This is a genomic window from Campylobacter sp. CFSAN093233, from assembly GCF_011068165.1.
Taxonomy (GTDB): domain Bacteria; phylum Campylobacterota; class Campylobacteria; order Campylobacterales; family Campylobacteraceae; genus Campylobacter_D; species Campylobacter_D jejuni.
In genome coordinates this window covers 1-17,754 of the sequence record NZ_JAAMWY010000011.1, presented here as the reverse complement: position 1 = coordinate 17,754, position 17,754 = coordinate 1, and the positions used below count along the sequence as shown (strand labels likewise).

The window sequence follows — 17,754 nt, the reverse complement described above, 5'->3', positions numbered from 1 at the left end:
AGTAATAAGTGATTTTGGAGAAAGTTTAATTAAATCTCTACCTTTTTTAGTGGATTTGATAATTTGTTTTTTATCTTTACTTACTTCTATATACTCTCTTTCAATTAATGTTTTTATATGATTAGATCTTGTTGCAGGTGTTCCTATACCACCACTTTCACCTTTTTTGTCTTTGTCTTTTTCAATCAGTAATTTTTTAATTCTTTCATCAGACACATACTTTGCGACACTATTTAAATCTTTAAGTAGCGTTGTCATAGTGTAGTAAGGGCGTGGCTTTGTTTGCTTTTTTTCAATTTGTATCAAAGAGCATTTTGCAATATCACCATTTTTTAAGATAGATAAATCGTTTATATCGTTCTCATTATTTTCTTGTTCCTCTTCGCTATCTATATTTTGCCAAAGACTTCTAAAACCACTTTTTGTTGTCTTGTTTTGAGTAGCGGTAAAAATTCTTTGATTTACTTCTAAATTAATTGTAGTAGTTTGATATTCTCTAGGATGAAAGAATTGGATAATAAATCTTTTAGCGATTAGATTGTAAACGACTAATTCATCTTGAGTTAATTGCGATGAAATTTTATTTTGGGTAGGGATTATTCCATAGTGTGCTGAAATGTTAGCATCGTTAAAAGCCTTGCTTTTTATTGTTAAATCACTGCTATCAATGAGAGCTTGAATTTCATCATTAGAATTTAAATTTTCCTTTATAATATTTAAAATATTTGGTGCTTGTTCAAACATTGTTTCAGGTAAATATTGGCAATCTGATCTATTATAAGTTATAGCCTTGTGTTTTTCTCTTAAAATTTGAGTGATTTCTAATGTTTTATCAGGGCTAAAACCAAAAAGTTTTGCACATTCAGCTTGTAAAACAAGTAGATTATAAGGTAGCGGTGGATATTCCTTTTTGTTTTCTATTTTTAAATTAATTTTTGCATTTTGATTTTCACAAGATTCTTTGATCTCTTTAGCTAAATTTTCATCTAAAATTTTATCTTCTGTTTTCAATCTTGCTTTAATAGTATTATTGTTGATATTAAAATCACCTAGCAAAGAATAATAATTTATACTTTTAAAATTTTCAAATTCTTTATCTCTATTAACTATAAGAGCCAAAATAGGCGTTTGAACTCTACCTACGCTTAAAATGCCCTCATATCCATTTTTTCGTGCCATTATGGTATACGCCCTAGTAAGATTTATGCCTACTATCCAATCTGCTTGACTTCTTGCAAAACCTCTTTCGCTCATTCCTTTAAAATCTGCATTTGGCTTAATTTTTGCTATTTCTTCTTTTACTGCTTTTGGTGTTAAATCATTAATTAAAACCCTAAATACAGGTTTAGAAGTTTTGGAGTATTGAATAATTTCATCAACAAGAATTTGACCCTCATCATCTGCATCCCCACAATTTACAATAGAAGTAATCTTGTCGCTATGGATTAAATCGCAAATAATTTTTAATTGTTTTTTACTTTCTTTTTTGGGTAAATATTTAAATTCTTTAATGGGTAGTGGTAAGTCTTCAAGTTTCCACAACTTATATTTTTCATCATATTCTTCAGGTTTCGCAAGCTCTAGAATATGCCCAAAAGCCCAAGTAACAATATTATCACCTTTTTGTATATATCCTTCTCCGCTTTTATAATTGCCATCTAGTCCTTCTGCAATTGCTCTACCAAGTTCGGGTTTTTCTGCTATAAATAATTTCATTTTCACCTTTCTAGTTATTAATGCTATAATCTTCTTTTGTCCTCGATTTTTCTATAGTTTGATTTTTTGCAAAACTACTCATCTTGTCAAAAAAATAACTTTTATCTTTTTTTATTTCCTTTAAATCTTTTTCTATTAATCCACTTGTTCCTTCTTCTTGCATCATAAGTCTTTCAATTAATTTATGAGTTTTATGGGTATTTTCTTCTTTACTTAGCTCTTCAAATTCTTGTTTGCTGATATTTTTATTGAAATTATTAATATATTCTATGGTGTTTTTAATGATTTTTAAGCATTCTTCTTCATCTAATTGAGTATTTTTTTCGGTTTTATTCCAAGAATGATTTAAATCAAATTGTAAAACTTTTGTAATTTCTAGATTATTCGAAAATAAATCAATTTCTTTTTGATCTTTTGAGTTTAAATATAAATATTGAGGAGCTATATATCCATTATCTAATTCTTTAAAATCTACTTTTTGATTTTCTTTTAAGCCTATAAAACCGCAAAGCCATTGTCCTTTATCATTTGCCATTAAAAGATCATTCTCTTGTAATTTTTTTAGATTCGGATATTCAACTTTTATTATAATATATGGAATATTGCCTATTTGTCCTTCTTTTTTTTCAAGCTCTATATAATTTACTTTCATTTTTATTCCTTTTAATTTTGTTACTTATAATTACTATTAATAAATAATAATAACTATAAATATGCACCTTTATAAGGTGCATATTTTTATCTTCCAAACTCTTGGTTTTGAGTTTTTTCAGGCTCTTTGATTTCTTGAGTTTGCTGTATTTGTTGTTCTTGTTTTTGTGCTTTCATTTCAGCTTCATTAACAACTTTAATTCCAGCATTTGAAATTACAGCTATAAACTCATTACCTTTTTCCTTAAGCTCTCGTTTTAATTCTTCATTATAAAGCCTTACATTAGTTTCTAAATAGTGACTTTTAGTTCCATCTTGATTTTGGTGTTCTACAATTCCAACTCCTTCAATTAATTCTTTTGCAGATTCTCGCTTCTGATTAATTGTGTAGTAAAAATAACCTTGCTCATTTATATTAGAGTTGATATAAATGAAATCATCTCTATTTTGTGAATTTGTAGGTTTTAAAACTATATTGTGAGTTTTTTCATCTCTATTAACAAAATAGTTTTTCCATACCTCATTAACTTTTGCAGAAAAAAGCACAGCTCCGTGTTCCATTGCAGCAACTTGTCCAGCTTCTTTAATAACATCGATGAGAGCAGTATCTACTTTTCTTTGTTGAATATCACCTTCCTTGCCTCTATAATTTAAAGCATTGTTTGTATCGATAACAATTTTATCATTAACTAATTTTCCAAATGCCATTTTTTGCTCCTTTTTTTAATAAATTTGTGATTTGTTTTTTGTTTTTTGCATTTTTTTGTATATAATTGTTCTGTTCATTCACCTCCTTGTAGTGTGATTTGAATACTATTTTTATTCTCATTGAAAATAGTTTTTTTGTTTTTTGCAAAGCTCAAGGTAAAGCTTCCTTTGCTATTTTCATCAATAGAGATAGTGGCTAAACCTTGAGTGATTGTGCTTACTCTTTCTTTTAAATTGTTATATTCTGAATATTTTATATAAGTAAGCAAAATTAAAATGCCAAGAGCCATACCTAACCCTATAGAAGTAAAACTAAAAAATATAAGATACCATTTTGTATTTTTTGTCATTTTTGTAAAAATTTCCGAAAATATATTCAATTTTTGTTTTCCATCTTCAACAAAATGATCAAGAAAAGTATTATAATTTTTTGCATTATGAGAAAGTTTATATTCTACTATTTCGCAAAATTTATTAATTTGCTCGTTATATTGTTTAAGTTTATCATCCAATGATATTTTTTGAATTTCATTAGCAAATTTAGCAAAATCTTCCATTGTTTTTTTAATAGAAATGGTTTTATTAATAATTTCTTTCTCTTCATCATTAGGAGGATTTTTAAAATAAGAAATAAGAGCTAAATAGGTATTATCTAGCTCTATAATATTGCTTTCTAAATCTTTAAAAATACCATCTTCTGTATTATTTTGTGCATTTTGCTTACCAACATTAATTTTAGCAATAATTATTTTTATAAGATTTTCAAATTTTTCCAATAATTCATTATAGTTTTGCATAGCTATATTTTTTGAATTATCTTCATTAACTATTTCAAAAAGATTATTTTCGTTAGAATTAATTTCTTCATTCATTGTTATTTCTCGTTTATCCAGCAATCTTTTTTAATAATTATTTTTTGATAATAAGCAATATCGATTCTATAATACTTGCCAAATCCTTCTTGTTTTCTTTTATTAGCAGGTAGTTTAATAAATTCTCCATAACTTATAGGAGTTAATTTTTCTCCTTGTTCTCTTTGCGATACAGGTAAAGCATTATAAATTTCTTGTGATACTTCTTTTAATTCATAACCTCTTTCCCAATCTTTTTGCTCATAAAATTTCTTATCGCAAGTATATTTTAAATGATAATCTGTGTATTTTGATGAAGCTAAAAGTTTGCAAGAGTTTGTAAGTTCAGGATTTATTCTAAATCCATAAGTTTTTATTTCTACGCATTCTCTTGATCCATTATGCCCACCACCAGTGCATATTTTTTCAACTTTTAAAGGTTGTTTTGATTTTTCAATTCTTTGATTTAATGCAGTTGTAGAGCATTCTCCATCTAAGTTAACTAAAATATCATTTTTATATTTATACATTTCTGGATCATTTGTTGTGTCAATAGGACACAAATTTAAAAATTCTTTCCTTGCTTGGATAGTTTTCCAAGGTTTTTTAAAGTGAATGCTAAAATATTTTGCTAAAGAAGATGCACATTCAGGTGGTTTAACTGGACTTGCTAAACAAAGAATTACTTCGCAAGAAGTTCTAGTATCACCAGATAGTAATTGCAAATCTAAAGCATTAACACTATTTATTACACCAAAAACACAAAATGGGAATAATATTTTTTTCATTTTTCTCTCCTTTAAAAATTTGTTTTATTAAAAAATAAAATATTAACTTTGTTAAAATCACGCTCAATAGGATTGACAGGCTGTAATTCTATAGGTGCTAAAACTTGATTTTTTTCAAAGTATTGCTTATATTGTTCAATTAAATCTTTTCTACCTACTAAAATGATTTTTGTAGAATTGTGTGCGAGTAAAAAAGTTTTAGTAATAAGATCATTTTTAATAAAATCATCATTTATAGTTTTTTTCTCAACCACGATATGATAAGTCCAATTAAATCCGCTCAAATAAGGATCTTTAGGAACAAAACTGTATTTATGCTCCAAAAGAGAATTATTAATAGATAATGCAGAGCCATCATCTAATCGTTTTGCTTTTGGTGCAGAACACCCAACCATTAATGAAGCGATTAAAGCTAAACTAAGCGACATTTTTTTCATTGTTTTCTCCTATAATTTGAATTTTAATTTTGCATTCTCCTTTCAAGATTGCATCTTCTAATTGTTTGCGTGAAGGGATTTTTTTTATTCCTGATAGGCTTTTTGAAACAGCTTTAAATTTATCCATGAAATATGAATCTGAATAGTAGAATGCTTTATTGCATAAAATAGGCTTACCACTATCAATAGTAATAAGTTCATTTTCAAAAGGCATTTCTCTAAGTTCTTGTGGCAACATTAAAGCCCTACTTGCTTCGCTAATACTATGTGATCCACCTCCATTATTGCCTGTATTAATACTTCTTGATTTTGTTTTAAAAGTAGTATTTCCTAAAATCCTAGAGATAGCTTCTGCGTCTTCTTGCTCTCTTGGTGCATAGAAAATCTGACAAGCATGATTTGTTAAGAGTGTTTTAGCTCCTTCTTTTCCATAGCCCAAAGGTGGTTGTGTTTCAAGTTGTGAATTTGATTGATAAATCATCAAAGATCTTAACCAATAACCAGCCATAAAACTGATTGCTGATTGATAGATAGGAATTCTACCAGGTGCAGTAAATTCATCCATAACCATTAAACAAGTATATTTTAAATCTTTATTGCTTTGTGGCATTTCTTTGGTGTTTAATAAAATAAGTTGCGACCAAAAAATATTTAAAATAAATTGTGCATTTGCTAATTGATCAGGCGTAATTCCTATATAAATTGTCATTTTCTTTTTACGCAAATCTCGCAAATCAAAATCGCTTGTTTCTGTGCTTAATCTTAGAGTTTCACTTTCAAATGGCACAAGGGGTGCATTAAAAGAACTCATTACGCCTGATTTAGTTGCGTCTGAGCTAATATTAAAATAAGTTTCTAAGCGTCTTATGGTAGCTTCATCTAAAATTTCACAATAGACTAAAAAATTGTATGTATCATCAAAACCTCTAATATTATTTTCCTCATTTTTAAGAGTTAAACCTTTTGAGAGTTGCAAGATATTGTAAAAATTAAATTCTCCCACATCAACATTAAAAGCTTTTTGAAAATCTTTTCCATTGCTACTAAGTTGCAAATCACGCCATAAATAACAAAGTCCTATGAATAGATTTTGAGCCAATCCGTTGAAAAATTTTGAAGTAGAATCCCCATCAAGTGGATAAAGGATATTGCCTAAATCCATTAATTGACTATCGCAATGCTCTTTATCATTCATATCAATATAAGTTAAAGGATTATAGCGATGTGTCTGTCTTGAAAATGGATTGAATAAATAAACTTCTTGTCCTAAAATCTCTTTTCTATATTTGCTTGTGTAGTCAAAACATTCTTGTTTAATATCTTGAACAACAGCACTTTCTCGCCACTCTAACAAGTTTGGTATTACTATACCTACGCCTTTACCACTTCTTGTGGGTGCTCCTAAGGCTACAAATTGCTGACCGCTAAATCTTAAAATCTTTCCCTTGTATTTTCCGATAATTATTCCATTATCTGAAAATAAATTCATTTTTTTAATTTCATTAAAATTTGCAAATCTAGCTTCGCCAAATTGAGATTTTTTGGCTTTTAAAGATAACACCAAAACAGAAAAAACAACAAAACAAATGCCAAAAGTAATACCTAAAGAAAGCCATATTTTTGGATAACCATTAGAGATTGCTTGTAGCGTAAAATTTATGTTATAAATTTCAATCGCTTTCATTATTTTTACTTTATTTAAAAAGAAAAAAACAATGGGTGTTATTAAGTAAGTGAGAATAAAACTCGCTATAGTAAGAAAAATCATTTGAATGCTTTTATTATTTTGCATTTATCTCTCCATTTCTTTAAAATAAATGCCGCTAATACGCCTTTTTCCATGATGGGCATGGATATGCACGACAATATCTATTAAGTCTTTAAGTGTTTTTTGGATAATTTCAAAAGGCACGCATTGACCTTGTGGATTTTGTAGAGTCATTAAAGCAAGTCGTGTAAATGTTTCTTCGGGGCTTCCTGCATGGCAACTTGTGATACTTCCACCATGACCACTAGCTAAAACATTAATAAAATCATAAGTTTCAGCACCTCTAAGCTCTGCTAGTAAAATCCTATCAGGCTTCATTCTTAAACAAGATTTTAAAAGTGTTGCAGAATTTAAAAAATCTGTACTTTTTGCTTCGCTAGGATAGAATAATTGCACGAAATTTTTGTGTTCATAGAATTTGATTTCTTCAACATCTTCTATTGTGATAATCCTATCATCAAGGCTTATAAAATCAATAAGAGTTTTCATAAAGGTAGTTTTACCGCTTCCTGTTTCACCAGCGATAATAATATTTTTACCATAACTAACAGCTTTGGATATAAAATTTTGATAATCTCTTGCTTCATATAGCTTGATTAATTCTTCATCGCTTGGTTTGATTTTATTTTTATCATCAGGATTTAAATCTTCAAAAAGTCCGCTTTTAATATGATCTTCCATTTTAAAGCGAGTTTTGCTTGGCTTTCTAATAGTAATTGAAATGTGTTCGCTTTTTGTAGCAGGAGGAATAACAATTTGCATACGCTCTCCACCTACTAGAATACAACTAAGAATAGGGCGTGATACATCTATTTTATCTTTTTTGAATGAGGCTGAAGCAGTTGCAAAATGTCCAGCTTGTTCAAAATCAAGTTTAGTATCTATACATTCCCATAATCCTTTAGAGTTTTGTACCCAAATTTTATTATCGCCGTTATAGCAGATTTCATTGATATTATCATCTTTTAAAAATTCTCCAAAAAATTTTTGAGTATATTTATCTAGCGTTATTGACATTCTTTTTCCTTGTAAGTTTATAAACTTTTGAAAAATCAATATCACGATTAACATAAACACCGACCAAATCACCTTGATTTTTATAAAGTGTAGGTTTAATATCAATCATTTTTTCTAGTGCTGTATTTGCGATTTCTTTTGCAGAATCTCTTGTATTTTCAGTGTAATTGGCATAATTATTTTTATTATCTTTACCTGCAATTTGATCCGCTAAGATAGCCAGTGAATCATCTATCATTGATAGTAAAACAGCAGAGCCAAATCGTTTTAAGTAATGATGATCTACCCAACCTTGAACGCCACTTGCACCTAATTCATCGGTAGCACCTGAATAAACAGGGATAATGATATTGTTCGGTGTTCTAATTTCTTGCCAAATTACAAATAATCTATCCATTCCATCATCCATTTGTCCAGTATTAAAAGTTCCTGTAATAGTGCTACCTTTTTCAATTAAAAGAGTATTTCCATTAGCAGAATAGACATCATTTGATACAATACAAGCGATTCCACCTTTAATAGAACTTACCAATCTTGTTTTTAAAGCACAGCCTATATAAGTTCCTTTAGGTAATAGTAAATTTTGATCAAATTCGCTAACTTTAGCGATTGTGGGAGTGAAGACCTCTCCAACAAAATCTCCACTACTACCACCTTGTAAATTATTAGAGTTTTGTAAAGTACCATTTTGTCCAAACTCAAACACTGTGTTAGGTTTTTCTCCAAATTCTTCCCTGTTTCCTGTGCCATTATTTCCAAATCCATCATTATTAGATGAAGCGACAACAGTAACTCCTGCACCTTTAACAATTCTAGGCTTTGGAGGTTTTGGTTCAAGTATTAAATCTTGTGTCGGTTTTGGTGATTCTTGTGCAATTAGTTCATCAAATGTTTTTTGTGGAGGAGGTGGAATAAATTCCTTTGTTTTAACACTTTGTGCCAAATCTTTATTATCTTCTTTTTGTACTTCTTCGGTAGTTGTATTGCTACTTAAAAATGATTTTAAAAAATAAACTAATATTAAAACTAATAATAACCCACCCACAGCAAAAATTACATAAGCTTGTATCTTTCTAAGATGATTTTTTTGATCGTGTAAATCACTTGTATGATTTTCAAAATCATTGTCTAAATTATCTTGTTCTTTATCTTGCATACTTATTCCTTTTAGTTTCATTTGCTTTATTTTTTATTTATCTCTCTTTGAATATTTTCATTGGAGGTTTCTCTTGTTTTATCTAAAGGATTTTTTGCATAGCCACGATTAAAAATACCAACGACTTTATCGCCACTTCTTAACAAGATTTGTTTAGTAATTTTTTGAATTACTAAAACTTCATAATTGCCATCTTTTTTAATATGAGTATTTAAAATACTTTCTTTACCATTATCATACATGAAAACAGCAGGAAAAGTTTTAGTATTATCAAAACCAAGATATGTAAAAACACCATCATCATAAGCAAAATTTGGACTTATGTCTTCGCTGCCTTTGTTAATTTTCATATAAAAATCCCAATTTCTAGGAATGGTATTTTTATTTAAATCTCTGCGTATATTTTCTTGTTCTTGTGCTTCTAAAAATTCTTTAGCGGCTTTTAAATCTTTTTTAGGGTAAGAAAAACTGAGTTTATAGGTAGCGTTATTATTTTGGTTTACAAGTTTTAAATCGAATACATAAGTATTTAGATTTGTAATAACAATTAGGTTAGTTTTCCAATCATGAGGATTTGGATCTAAAACGAATTCTTGTGATGCTTGACTCTCTCCTATATTATTGTTTTCTTGTTGAACAAGTTGTGTTTTATAAGCTTTAGGTTTTATAAATAAAAGATTGTCTTTTTCAATTAAATCCCAACCTTCTGCAAAACCTGTAGCAGTATTGATAATTCTTTCATCGGTACCAAATTCTAAAACGCTAACATAGCCATTTTTTGCATTAATTTGAAATACATCGTTTGCATTATAAATTGCATAAGCAATTCTTTTATCAAATGTAGAAGTTTTTGGAATATTTAAAGCCCAAATAAAACTACACAACAATAAATTTATCAAGATTATTTTTTTCATTGTGCCACCTCGTCATCAATTCTATAAGTTAATACTTTAAAACCTAAAGGATTTAAAAATCTGTTTTCTTCGCTAGCTTTTGCTAAGATATAGTCATAACTTAATGTTATTACTTTTGTTGCTTGAGTTGTTCCTTTGGAAGTTAAATTTTTTGTAGTAATAATTGCCCTGACTGTAGCAGTTTTCACTCCGTTACTTTCTCCTAAAACAATACTTAAAATTTGAACACTTACTTCATTGGAGTTTTTTAGAATTTGATCTCTTGCATTATCACCTTCATATAAAGCCCTATATTCATTTGCTACTTTTTCAGAACTCATTAATTGAGTAAGTAAATAATCTTGATTTAAAAGATCATAATAATAGCCTTCTCTAGCTTTTACATAAGTGCTAATAAAATATTTATCTAATGCTTCATTTGCTTTAATTTCTTTTTCATCAAGCATGGTTAAAATATCAACCATTCCTGTAGTATTGTCTACTCTTATTACATAAGGTTCTATTGTTTTTAAAGGAGTAAGTAAAACAACAGCTATAATGGAAATAATGGCTATAAAAATAGAAATAAAAGCAATAAGCCAAGCTCTTTTATTACTTTTTTCAATTAAGTATCTAAAACTTGCTTCATAATCTATTGCAGTATTAAACTCATTTTTCATCCATAGTTCCTTTATTTAAATCTTTGTTTTGATTGATGGGAATCCATCCTGTTTGATTGTTAAAAAATTCATCATATTTACCCTGATTTTTAGTGCTACAAGCACTAAAAAATAAAACACCAAGTAATAAAATAAAAATTAATTTAGCCTGCATTTCTAGCCCTTTCATACATTTTTTTTGCAAAACTATAACCACCTTTAGTGCCAGCCCAAGCACCTTTAGCAGCTAACTTTGCACCAGTTTTTCCTGCATTTACAGTTTTTCCTGTAGTTTTTCCTGCAGTCCAACCTGCCAATCTACTAACAGGATTTAAAGCAGAACCTATTGCTCCGCCCATAGCTCCTTCCATTGAAACATTTGCGATTTTTTCAGCATAAATTTTTGCAGAAATAATCATAATGACAAGAACTAAGGAAGCAATGACGAAGAAAATACTTGTTCCTAATACTTCAGATCCAGATTGTACATGTTGCGATAATGAAACTATCCATCCGTTTATTTCCCCCATGAAAGTTTTTAAAAATAATCCTACAAGTAAAATCACTAAAGTATTTGAAAGTAAAAGTCCTATCCATTGCGTGAAAACATTTTTAGTGGATTTAAATATCAAAAGCCAAAAGACTATAGGAGCGGTTATTACAAGTAGGGTTTGTGTGAAAGTTGTAACCACTAAAATAGCAAATGTAGGAGCAACAGCGATTATAAATCCTACATAACAAAGCAGCATTGCTACAATGGCTAAAATAGCACCTCCAACACCACTTGATTTAGCCCAAATTATGTTTGCTAGTTGTGTTGTGTTCGCATACATTTCATCTAATGTTTTATACATTTGTGTTCCACCCCCAGCCCATTCATAAATTCCATCCATAGCATTAATGACCAAGGTAAGCCATCCGCCGATATTCAAAGCAAAAGTAATGGCAAGAAGTTTTCCTGCTATATCCCAAGTAAGTTCCCTAATAGGGCTTTGGCTTGTTCCCATTAAAACTTCATAGCCTTTATACATAATAACTAGAGTAATGATTATGGAGAGCAATACACTAAGCTCAGCAACCTTATCACTCGTGCCCACTTGTCTTATTGCATCAATGATTTGCTGTATACTTTCGCCTAGAGTTTGAAAAAGATCATTCATTGTTTATTCTGCTCTCTAGCTTTTTGCATAAGTTCTTTTGTGCTTATTTGTGGTTTGTAATCAAACGACTTAGAGTATTCTTGTATAGCCATATCTTCTTGGATTCTTCTTTGGTTTTCATAGCTTGAATTAGCTAAATCAACTTGATTTTTAACCATTTGAATTTTTGCTACTTCTAATTGGATAGCATTGCCGACATCTGTGCTTTCTTTAATATCTTTGGAATTTACTAATTTATCTTGCAATTTTTGGAGTGTTTGGCTAATTGTATCCATTTGTTTTGAAGCTTGATTATAGGTTTCTACTTGAGCAGCATAAGTGATTAAATTCATTTTGCAAATGTTTTTTTCTGATTGACTTAAAAAATCAAAATTACATCGATCAAAGCTCGTATATTTTCCAAAAATTTCATTACCTTTATCACTTAAAAATTTTTGTGGATCTCTTAATACATCATTGTAAAATGATTGAATATTTTGCCCAGATTCTGCGAAATCTGAATAAATTTGTTTTATATCTTTCACAAAAGATACCGAATCTCTTACACCTGTTTTTGATAAGAGCTCATCTTTGTATGCTTGTATTTGTTTTTGATAGTGTGATACAGTTTCAGTCCATCTTGAAGCCTCTTTAGCCCATTCTGCCACTTGTTTAGCGTTTTGTGTAGCCATTTGCTGATTTGCTGTTACATCAACTACAGGAATACCAGCACCAAGTGAAAAGCAAGGCAAAATTAATATAGAAGTAAAAATGAGAATAGATTTTTTAAATTTTTGGATATAATTTTGTGGGGTTAGCCATAGGGCTGCAACCCTGTGGCTAGATTTAACCTCAGAAAAGAGGTGGTTAAATTGAGTTACACAAATCTCATAGTTATAATTATACTCCTTTGTATAATTATAGTCAAGGCTTATTAGTCTTTCCCCATTTTCATGGGGATGAGATTTCCCTATGGCTTTATTAACACCAAAGATATTTTTTTTCATTTTTTACCTTTCAAATGATTTTTCTTGTTTTTTGCAAAGCTCTTTATCAATAGCTTCATCTAATGCTTGGTTTATATCTTCTTGTAAAAAAGAAGATATGGATTTATGATTGATATAAAATTCATATACTTCATCTAAAATTATTTCTATTTGATCTGAATTAAGATCTTCCATTGAAGAACTTTTTTCAAATAAAAACAAAGCTTTAATCAGCTTTTCATGATTTGAAGTTTCTAATTCTTGTGCTAATTCTTCTACACTTAAATTTTTTATAGACATTTTTATCCTTAAATCTTAAAATACTTGTGTTTCTTCATCTATATTTGTGTTTTCATAATCAATATTTGGCTCTTTTGGTGGAACTTGTGGATTTTGTGTTCCAGTGTCATCTTTATCTTTTTTGCCAAGCCAGTAAAATTTAGATACAATCACGCTTAGCATTGTTCTAGTATTTCCATCTTCATCTTGATATTGATTGGATGATAATTCTCCACTACACGCAAACTGTGAACCTTTTTTAATGTGCGTTGATGCACTTTCTGCACTTTTGCCAAATAAAACAATAGGTATCCAAGTCGTGCTACTTTCTTCATTGCCTCTTTCATTTTTCCATCGCTTTGTAATTGCAAGAGAATTTTTTGCATAAACTCTTCCGCTATTTGTAGTGCCTACTTCAAAATCTTTTCCTAAGTATCCGATTAGATTTACATTATTCATTGTTTAACTCCTTTTTGTTGGTGTAATATTTTTTCATCTTTTAAACTCCTTATTTATAGATTTAATTGCATTTGTTTTTTTGGTGCTAAATTCTTCTAATTTTGCTTTAAAATCATTTGCAGATTTGTCTTTTTGTGGTATAGTTTGATTGATAGTTGCAGAAAGTGCATTTGCACCAGATGGATTTTTATCCATTAGCTCCAATCCATTAAGTTGGTGTGTAGAGAGTGTTGGGGTCTCTACCTGCAACAGATTATCTTTATTGTTTAATCTATTAAACTCTTTTATTCTTTTTTTATTTGCATGAAATATCTCATTTGTTCCACTTTCGTTTTTTATAACTACATCAGCCATTTTTTTATCATTTATGATTTTTGCTGCTTTAATAATTTCATAATTTCTTTTATCTCTATTTGCATCAACAATGATTTCAGGTTCGCTTACTACTTTATTAATTACTTCTTTGACTTCTTGCATATCCTTAAACATTTCAGGATGATTTGTATATAATTTTTTTAAATCCGCAATTGCTTCTTTATCTCCTAAAAGCTCTGATAATCTTTCGCAAAGTTCAAAAATTTCTAATTCTTTATCACTCATTGCAACTTCTTTGGATCTTTTGGTGTGCGATTATCTACAAGATAATTTAAAGAAAATACATTTTTAGCTTCTTTAGAATAAGGGTTATCTGTGATAATCACACTAACTTTGTAATCGTTTTGTGGTAAGTTTGGATAAATAAGTTCCATCAAATCTGTTAAGTATTTGTTAGGGCTTTTAATTTCTTTTTGTAAAAGTTTTTCCATTTCATTAAAAGCATTGATAAAAAGTATTTTCCATTGTAATGCTTCTTTACCTGTAAAACCCATCGCTAAAAGAGAGAATCCATCACGAGTTAAGTTGTAATATGGATATTTTCTTTCTCTACCTTTAAAACCTTGTATTTTACGGACTTTGAATGAAAACTCAAAATTGAGCTTACATTGCAAATCCCCTATTTCTCGCAAATCATTTAAAATGTTCTCAATATCCCTTAAAACATTATCATGTCTTTTCCCAAAAACCTTAGCCACATCTAAACTTGTGCAAAAGATTTGATTACCTTTGGTGCCAAATTGCACTTCTTGTTTATTAATAAGCACTTTATTACTCATTTTCATCTCCTATGAGTTTTTATAAAATTCTCTTAGTTCTAACACTTTTTCATCAAGACTTTTATTTTCTTGTGAAAAAATTTTTTCTATAGTATCTATGTGTGCTGTTCCAGTTGATAGTATTTTTAGGTTTTCACTCCCCAAAGAACTAAGATCAAGAGTGCAAATTACTTTTTCATCTTGTCTTTTGATTAAAAATTGTCTTTTCGCAGGATTAAAACCTTTAATGATCATATATTCATCATAGCTTAAGCCTATTCCATTTACATATTCTTCTTCTTTGGCTTTTGGATTTGGTAAAAATACCATTGTTGCTGATTGTTCTATAAGAGTTGCAGCATTTTTAAGCTTTAAAAAGTCTTCTACACTTTGTGTAGCAAGTCTTAAAAATCCATTCTGCTTTCTAATGGTTTTAAACTTGTTTTTAACTTCTTCTTGCACGATTTCATTTTCTAGCCACTTCCAAGCTTCATCAATATCAATACAAAGTCTTCTGCCATCTGCTAAGCTCATTACACGCCAAAGAATGTAATAACTTAGTATCCCTGATACATCTTTATCATCAAGAAATTCTGTTCCATCGATTCCAAATAAATTGATATCGTCAGGAAAATCTAAATTGTCGTATTCGTTATCAAATACCCAGCCAAATTGTTTGCCTTTTTTAAAAAGTGCTAATCTTGATTTAAGAGAATTATCATCATCTACATTTTCAGTTAAGTTTTCTAAAAGTAAAGAGATAGGATATTTTCTTTCTTCTTTTTCAAAACCTTTCATAAGAGAATTAACAGCATTATTGAGCATTTCTTCTTCTCTAGTTGTAAGAATTTCATTATTTCTAGTTACTAAAAGTTTCATTAGCGATTGAAGTTGTCTTATGTTTTCCTGTGTGCTTTCAACCATGAAAGGATTAAATCCTGTTGGCTTACCGTTTTCAATGCTAATATATCTACCGCCACCACAAAGTATGTTGCCTAACGCACCTTTATCCTTATCTAAATAAATGGCTGTAAATTTTCTGTTTTCTTCAGGAATATCATCAGGAAATGTATCTTTGCTAGCGTATTTCATCATTTGATCTACAATGAAGTTCATAAACACTGTTTTACCGCCACCACTTTGTCCTAAAATTAAGGTATTAGCTAAAAAGAGTTCTCCGAAATCATTTTTATTTGCACCAGAACTTTGGTGAAAATTAAAATAATAAGGTTGTTTGTTTGGTGTTTTTAAAATGCTAACAGCGTCACCCCAGCAGTTTTTATCTCTTTTGCCTATAGAAAAATTATGTAGAGCAATTAAAGATGAAAAATTGATGGATGATATGAGATTAATGCGTGGGCGTATTGCAAAATTTGATGGTAGTTGCGAAAAAAATGTCGCAGGTAGGGCGATCGTTGCTAAAGTTACTCCAAATCCTAATTCGTTCATCTTTGTAACAACTTCATTTGTGTTGTCTTTACATTCTTTTATAGTATTTCCATACACAAGAATTGAAAAATGATATTTGCCAAAAGAGATTTCCCCATTTGTAAGTTGATCCAAAGCTTCATCTATTTGCTCTACTTGTGAAAATCCATCATCTTCAGTTGCAATGAGTTGTTTTTTCTGTTTAGATATTGCTGATTTTGCATCCACTCTAGGAATAGGAGAAAAGCTTTGAGTTATAGTGTATTCCACATCTAAATACATTAGGATATCTAAAATTCCTGCAAAAGTTTCATTTGTATAGTCTTTAATTTCAATGCATCTAGCAAATCTTTTTGTGCTATCATTTTGGTTAAATTGAATAGTATCGTGTCCAAATTGTATGTTTTGTAAATTACCATTAAGGTACTGATCTATAGGACTTGGTAATACTCTTATAGGATTAAATTTACCACCAAGTAAATAATTATAAAATTCTAGTTGTTTAGAGTAGGTTTTATCATCTTTGGAATATGTTTTTAATCTTTTTGGGTTAAAATCTTTAATATTTGCTTCTAGTCTATCAGCAAATTCACTAAATTTAGCTAGAAATACGCTAATTGTTTTTCTTTTATTTTCAAAAGAGCTTTTCATAAAAGTTGTTTTTTCTATTTTCACTTTTAAAGGATTGAAAATAAGAGTTAAATATAAAGAATTTTTTCTAAGAGTTCCTTGCTTAAAACTCTCATAATATTTTCTGTCAATTTCTTCTAAAAAAGCATTATTAAATTTTGAAGTTAATTTGTCTTCGATAGAATATCTACAATTATGAAAATAAAAGCTTACAGATTCGTTAGAAAAAGATTTAAAAAGCATATTCAAAAGATCATTTTTAATATCTAGTTCATCGTCTTCTTCTGCTTCAAAACTAATTCCTCCAATCTCCCAAGTTGTCATTAAAAAATAATCTTTTGTAATTACCACAAAATCATTTATAAGCGATGAAAAAGGAATTAATTTTTCAAAACTAGGTTCTGCATTAAGTCCGAACACAGATATTTTTGGAAAATTAGAATTTGGTGGCATTTGTCTATAAGAATTTGTGCTATAAGTTTTAGCTTTATAATAATTCTTAGACGCAGGATTAGAGAAAAATCTCATTTTTAAAAACATTAATCGAAAAATAAAGTCATCTTTTTTTGTCATTGCTTTCATAATAAAAAAAACAGGAATAGAAAAGCCAACTAAAAAAATGTTTTGACTATAAAACGCAACTAAAATAATACTTCCCATTGCTATAACAAAAGGTGTCATCGGAACGCCAAAAATCATAGGGGGACGCGTTAAGCCTTTAAAAAGTGGATTTTTCTCCATAGCTAGTCCTATTTATGTAATGATATAACCAGCTATTGCCGAAGCTGATCCAAAAATAACACCGCCAATGAAAATAGGTGCAACTTCTCTAAGGGTTTGCCCCTGAAACATAATTTTAGATCCACCCCACATAAATGCAATTGTGAGTAACACAGCTCCAAGTGCATACAAAGCAGTGCTTAAATTTTCCATAAAGGTATTAACTTTGTCAATACCACCAGCCGCAAATACGAATATAGGGCTTAATAAAATTAACGACAATAATTTTATTTTCATTTTATATCCTTTATTAAAATAATTGTTCGTTAAATTTTA

At 29.3% G+C, this 17,754-nt stretch carries 20 protein-coding genes; all 20 read right to left on the bottom strand.

Going from position 1 to position 17,754, the window contains the following annotated elements; translation table 11 throughout:
• Window positions 1–1,716: DNA topoisomerase III (gene topB / locus FBF15_RS09095; protein WP_165434640.1), on the bottom strand; the 1,716-nt coding region annotated here is incomplete at its 3' end.
• Window positions 1,717–1,726: 10 nt separating this feature from the next.
• Window positions 1,727–2,368 (bottom strand): hypothetical protein, encoded by a 642-nt coding sequence (locus tag FBF15_RS09090; RefSeq protein ID WP_002779643.1) that lies wholly within the window; start codon window positions 2,366–2,368, stop codon window positions 1,727–1,729.
• An 86-nt stretch (window positions 2,369–2,454) separates the two neighbouring features.
• Window positions 2,455–3,075: a hypothetical protein gene (locus FBF15_RS09085; protein WP_145699608.1), complete on the bottom strand. Its 621-nt coding sequence runs from the start codon at window positions 3,073–3,075 to the stop codon at window positions 2,455–2,457.
• 74 nt (window positions 3,076–3,149) lie between these two features.
• Window positions 3,150–3,947, bottom strand: coding sequence for a hypothetical protein (locus FBF15_RS09080; RefSeq protein ID WP_002834101.1), 798 nt, complete (start codon window positions 3,945–3,947; stop codon window positions 3,150–3,152).
• A gap of 2 nt (window positions 3,948–3,949) precedes the next feature.
• Complete coding sequence (locus FBF15_RS09075; RefSeq protein ID WP_002809111.1) at window positions 3,950–4,714, bottom strand: TrbM/KikA/MpfK family conjugal transfer protein; 765 nt, start codon at window positions 4,712–4,714, stop codon at window positions 3,950–3,952.
• 11 nt (window positions 4,715–4,725) lie between these two features.
• Entirely contained in the window at window positions 4,726–5,151 is a 426-nt protein-coding gene (locus tag FBF15_RS09070) for a cag pathogenicity island Cag12 family protein (protein WP_052792750.1), read from the bottom strand.
• Complete coding sequence (locus tag FBF15_RS09065) at window positions 5,132–6,943, bottom strand: type IV secretory system conjugative DNA transfer family protein (RefSeq protein WP_145699609.1); 1,812 nt, start codon at window positions 6,941–6,943, stop codon at window positions 5,132–5,134. The genes FBF15_RS09070 and FBF15_RS09065 overlap by 20 nt, the downstream gene beginning before the upstream one ends.
• The gene (gene virB11 / locus FBF15_RS09060) at window positions 6,944–7,936 is read right to left on the bottom strand and encodes a P-type DNA transfer ATPase VirB11 (protein ID WP_002826431.1); all 993 of its coding nucleotides are present in this window, start codon (window positions 7,934–7,936) and stop codon (window positions 6,944–6,946) included. It lies immediately after the preceding gene.
• Window positions 7,917–9,092, bottom strand: coding sequence for a type IV secretion system protein VirB10 (gene virB10 / locus FBF15_RS09055; RefSeq protein WP_002826433.1), 1,176 nt, complete (start codon window positions 9,090–9,092; stop codon window positions 7,917–7,919). The genes virB11 and virB10 overlap by 20 nt, the downstream gene beginning before the upstream one ends.
• A 26-nt stretch (window positions 9,093–9,118) precedes the next feature.
• Entirely contained in the window at window positions 9,119–10,006 is an 888-nt protein-coding gene (gene virB9, locus FBF15_RS09050; RefSeq protein ID WP_002834097.1) for a P-type conjugative transfer protein VirB9, read from the bottom strand.
• Entirely contained in the window at window positions 10,003–10,665 is a 663-nt protein-coding gene (locus FBF15_RS09045) for a type IV secretion system protein (protein WP_002809287.1), read from the bottom strand. The genes virB9 and FBF15_RS09045 overlap by 4 nt, the downstream gene beginning before the upstream one ends.
• Window positions 10,655–10,819: a hypothetical protein gene (locus FBF15_RS09040; RefSeq protein WP_165433182.1), complete on the bottom strand. Its 165-nt coding sequence runs from the start codon at window positions 10,817–10,819 to the stop codon at window positions 10,655–10,657. The genes FBF15_RS09045 and FBF15_RS09040 overlap by 11 nt, the downstream gene beginning before the upstream one ends.
• Entirely contained in the window at window positions 10,809–11,804 is a 996-nt protein-coding gene (locus tag FBF15_RS09035; protein ID WP_145699610.1) for a type IV secretion system protein, read from the bottom strand. Before FBF15_RS09035 ends, FBF15_RS09040 begins: the two co-directional genes overlap by 11 nt.
• The gene (locus FBF15_RS09030; RefSeq protein ID WP_145699611.1) at window positions 11,801–12,790 is read right to left on the bottom strand and encodes a type IV secretion system protein; all 990 of its coding nucleotides are present in this window, start codon (window positions 12,788–12,790) and stop codon (window positions 11,801–11,803) included. The genes FBF15_RS09035 and FBF15_RS09030 overlap by 4 nt, the downstream gene beginning before the upstream one ends.
• Window positions 12,791–12,793: 3 nt before the next feature.
• Window positions 12,794–13,069 (bottom strand): hypothetical protein, encoded by a 276-nt coding sequence (locus tag FBF15_RS09025; RefSeq protein ID WP_002779630.1) that lies wholly within the window; start codon window positions 13,067–13,069, stop codon window positions 12,794–12,796.
• Between the two features lie 15 nt (window positions 13,070–13,084).
• Window positions 13,085–13,507 (bottom strand): single-stranded DNA-binding protein, encoded by a 423-nt coding sequence (locus FBF15_RS09020; protein ID WP_002779629.1) that lies wholly within the window; start codon window positions 13,505–13,507, stop codon window positions 13,085–13,087.
• 33 nt (window positions 13,508–13,540) lie between these two features.
• Window positions 13,541–14,107, bottom strand: coding sequence for a hypothetical protein (locus tag FBF15_RS09015; RefSeq protein ID WP_002809061.1), 567 nt, complete (start codon window positions 14,105–14,107; stop codon window positions 13,541–13,543).
• Window positions 14,104–14,661 carry a Rha family transcriptional regulator gene (locus tag FBF15_RS09010; RefSeq protein ID WP_145699612.1) on the bottom strand — a complete coding sequence of 186 codons (558 nt, stop codon included), beginning with the start codon at window positions 14,659–14,661 and terminating at the stop codon, window positions 14,104–14,106. The genes FBF15_RS09015 and FBF15_RS09010 overlap by 4 nt, the downstream gene beginning before the upstream one ends.
• A gap of 9 nt (window positions 14,662–14,670) precedes the next feature.
• Window positions 14,671–17,439: a VirB4 family type IV secretion/conjugal transfer ATPase gene (locus FBF15_RS09005; protein WP_145699613.1), complete on the bottom strand. Its 2,769-nt coding sequence runs from the start codon at window positions 17,437–17,439 to the stop codon at window positions 14,671–14,673.
• A gap of 12 nt (window positions 17,440–17,451) precedes the next feature.
• Window positions 17,452–17,715, bottom strand: a complete 264-nt coding sequence (locus tag FBF15_RS09000) for a TrbC/VirB2 family protein (RefSeq protein ID WP_002779625.1) — start codon at window positions 17,713–17,715, stop codon at window positions 17,452–17,454.
• Window positions 17,716–17,754 lie beyond the last annotated feature (39 nt).